The following is a 3494-nucleotide window of genomic DNA, read 5'->3' as shown; positions in this document are numbered from 1 at the left end:
CCCACGGGGGTGCGCGGCGGGTCTGGACCAGACTCGCCGCGCACCCCCGTGGGTTCCGTGCAAAGACGCCGCGCATCCGGGGGAGGGAGGGGGATTCGCCGGTCAGCCGCCGGCGATGGCCCGGAGCGCCTCCAGGTGCGACCCGTAGGCCCTGCGACCCTCGCGGCTCAGGGCCAACCAGGTCCGGGGTCGCTTTCCCACGTACCCCTTGCGCACCTTGACGTACCCGGCCTTCTCGAGCACCGCGACCTGCTTGGACAGCGTCGAGTCGGAGACCTCCACCGCATCGCGGATCGTCGCGAACTCCGCGTCGTCGACCCCGGCCAACGCGGCGACGATCGAGAATCTCACCGGCGCGTGGATGACCTCGTCGAGCCGGTGGCGCGCGTGTCCTTGCGCGCGGTCGTCGGGGACGTCGAGGTCAGCGGCGTGACCGGCGGCGTTGTCGGTGTCACCGGCGTCACCGTCGGCGGTGTCGGCTCCGGCGGCCTCGCCTGTCGAACCGCTCACCGCGAGGCCCCCCGCCGTGCGATCCGCGCGGCGGCGATCAGTCCGGGCACCGCCACCAGCACCGCGCCGAGGAGATACCACCAGGCGGTGAGGCCGATCGTGGTGCGGATGACATGCAGGCCGGTGACGACGACGAGCACCATCACCCCGGAACCCACGACCCCCCAGAAGGACGTCCGGGCCGAGCCACGGGGGCTGGCGCCGATCGACCGCCGCTGCCAGGCCATCACGGCGAACAGAAGCACCGCGTACGGCACCATCGCCCAGTCGGAGAACATGATCGCGATGGTCCCGGCCCCCATCACCACCGCGATGACCGCGGTGAACCAGGCGAAGACCCGGGCGTCGCGCGTGGAGCTGACCGGCGGGCGCCCCTCGGCCTCCGCGAGGAGCCTGGCGGCCTCGGCGCGATCGACCGCGCCGGTGGTGTGATTCTCCGTGGTCATGACTTCACCTTTCTCGACACTTCCCCGGGCCCTCGCCCGGCCGATGACCCCACACTAGGAAACTACTTTCCTAGTTGGCAAGTAGTTTCCGCAGAGCGCGGATCCGACGACGGTGGCGGGCGTCAGCGGCACCGGCGGCGACGGCGACCGTGGCGATCCCCCGGGTCCACTACACTCGCGCAGGTCATGGAATTGAAGGCAGTCAAGAAGGACCTCATCGCCAAGATCGCCGCACCCCGCGATTCGTCGCGCGCCGATCCGGTGGATCCCTACCTGCCCAGCGCCGGGAACCACGGCTACCGGGTGACCCGGTACGAACTGGACCTCACCTACAAGATGAGCTCCAACAACCTGCGCGGTCAGGCCGTGATCACCGCCACGGCCACCGAACCGCTCGAGTCCGTTCAGCTCGACCTGTCCCCCCACCTCGACGTCTCCAAGGTCTCGCTCGACCGCGGCCGGGTCGCGCGGTACGGCCGGCCGCGGGGCAAGCTCAGCGTCACCCCGACCGACCCGATCCCCGTGGGCGCGGCGTTCACCCTCACCATCCGGTACTCGGGCAACCCGCGCCCCATCCGCGGCGCCTGGGGGGAGGTCGGTTGGGAGGAACTGACCGACGGCGTCCTGGTGGCGAACCAACCCAACGGGGCCGCCAGCTGGTTCCCGTGCGACGACCACCCCTCGTCCAAGGCCCCGTTCCGGATCCGTCTCACCACGGACTCGCCGTACCGCGCCGTCGTGACGGGGTCGCTGGTGGGCAAGAAGCGCAGTGGCAGCACCACCACGTGGGAGTTCGACCTCCCGCAGCCCACCTCCACCTACCTCGTGACCATCAACCTGGGACGGTACGAGCACCTGGAGGTGACGGGTGGCTCGGTGCCGGTCCACGCCTATCTTCCCGCGGACCTCAAGCGGGACTTCCGGGTGGCGTTCGCCCGCCAGCTCGAGATGATCGACGTCTTCACCGACCTGTTCGGCCCGTACCCCTTCGGCGAGTACAAGGTGGTGGTGACCGACGACGAACTGGAGATCCCTCTCGAGGCGATGGGAATGTCCACGTTCGGCCGCAACACCGCCGAGGCGGGGACGGACGACGAACGGCTGATCGCCCACGAACTCGCCCACCAGTGGTTCGGCAACGCCGTCACCGCCGCCGAGTGGAAGCACATCTGGCTCCACGAGGGCTTCGCCTGCTACGCCGAGTGGCTGTGGACGGAGTTCGCCGGCGGCGCGGACGCGGGCAGCCACGCGCTGCGCTACTACTCCAAGCTGCAGAACTCCCCCCAGGATCTGCTGCTGTCCGATCCCGGCCCCAAGGACATGTTCGACGACCGCGTCTACAAGCGCGGTGCGCTCGCCCTGCACGCGCTGCGCCTGACCATCGGCGACGAGCAGTTCTTCCGGTTGCTCCGCGGCTGGGTGGTCAAGTACTCGGGAAAGACCGCGACCACCGACGACTTCCTCCACATGGCCGCGGACCACTCCCCCGTGGATCTGCGGCCCCTGTGGTCCGCCTGGCTGTTCTCCGAACCGTTGCCGCCCACCCTCGGCATGCCCGATGACCACTCCGGCCGCCGCTGACCCGACCCCCACGACCGGCCGCCGCGCCGTGGGTGGGATGCGGGCACTGACGCTGGCGACGGCGTTCGCGGCCGCCTCCGGCTACCTCGTGATGCTGGTCGCCGGCCGGACGCTCGGACCGTCGGACTACCCGCTCTTCGCCACCTACTGGGGCGCGTTCTTCGCTCTCGGCGGAGTGGCCAACGGACTCATGCAGGAGACCACCCGGGCCGTGAGGTCGGCCCGGGTGGGTCCCGCGGCGGTTCTCCCGGCACCGGGGACGGGAGGCCGGGTCCGGCTCCTGCCCGCCGGACTGATGCTGGGCCTCGTGCTGGCCTGCGTCGTCGCGGTGAGCGCTCCCGCCTGGCCACGCCTGGGACTGCCCGCGTTCTCCGGGGTGGGCGTGGCGGTGATGGCGGTGGGGATCCTCGGCTTCAGCCTCCAGGCCGCCACGGCGGGGGCGCTCTCGGGAACCGAGCGCTGGGGCTTGTACGCGGTGCTCCTCACCGTGGACGCCGCGCTGCGACTGGGCGTGGCCGGCGTGGCGTGGTGGGCCGGTGACGCCGGGCTCGGATTCGCCTTCGCCACCGTCGCCGGCACCGTCACCTGGGCTGTGATGATCGCCCTGTCCCCGGCCACCCGAGAGGCGCTGACCCGCGCGGTCGACGTGGGCCGTCGACGGTTCTGGCGCAACACCGCCTCGGCGATGCTGGCCTCGGCGGGGACCGCCGCCCTGGTGGTGGGGTTTCCCGTGTTCGTCACCGCCACCGTCCGCGAGTCGGACCCCGCGCCACTGGTCGGCGCGGTCATCCTGGCCATCACCCTCACCCGCGCGCCGCTGCTGGTACCGCTGACCAGTTTCCAGAGCGCGATCATCGTCTACTTCGTCCAGCGCCGCGAGCTCGGCCCGCGCGCACTGGCCGGCCCGCTCGGGCTGGTCACCGCGGTCGGCCTGGTGGGTGCGGGCGCAGCCTGGCT

Annotated in this window: 4 protein-coding genes; 2 read left to right on the top strand and 2 right to left on the bottom strand. The window is 71.3% G+C overall.

Annotated elements, in window-relative coordinates:
* Positions 1-102 precede the first annotated feature (102 nt).
* Together IY392_RS19190 and IY392_RS09555 are read right to left on the bottom strand one after the other, a co-directional pair.
* The gene (locus IY392_RS19190) at positions 103-510 is read right to left on the bottom strand and encodes a transcriptional regulator (RefSeq protein ID WP_309234129.1); all 408 of its coding nucleotides are present in this window, start codon (positions 508-510) and stop codon (positions 103-105) included.
* Positions 507-956: a hypothetical protein gene (locus IY392_RS09555; protein ID WP_194861077.1), complete on the bottom strand. Its 450-nt coding sequence runs from the start codon at positions 954-956 to the stop codon at positions 507-509. The genes IY392_RS19190 and IY392_RS09555 overlap by 4 nt, the downstream gene beginning before the upstream one ends.
* Positions 957-1148: 192 nt before the next feature.
* Here IY392_RS09555 and IY392_RS09550 point away from each other — a divergent pair, with 192 nt between their 5' ends.
* Entirely contained in the window at positions 1149-2537 is a 1389-nt protein-coding gene (locus IY392_RS09550) for a M1 family metallopeptidase (protein ID WP_194861078.1), read from the top strand.
* A partial coding sequence (locus tag IY392_RS09545; RefSeq protein WP_194861076.1) for a polysaccharide biosynthesis protein occupies positions 2515-3494 on the top strand: 980 nt, incomplete at its 3' end. The genes IY392_RS09550 and IY392_RS09545, both read left to right, overlap by 23 nt.

It is taken from the genome of Dietzia sp. SYD-A1 (genome assembly GCF_015356725.1).
GTDB lineage: Bacteria > Actinomycetota > Actinomycetes > Mycobacteriales > Mycobacteriaceae > Dietzia.
Note: the sequence above shows the minus strand (reverse complement) of the source record. Positions and strands in the feature narration are given on the sequence as shown.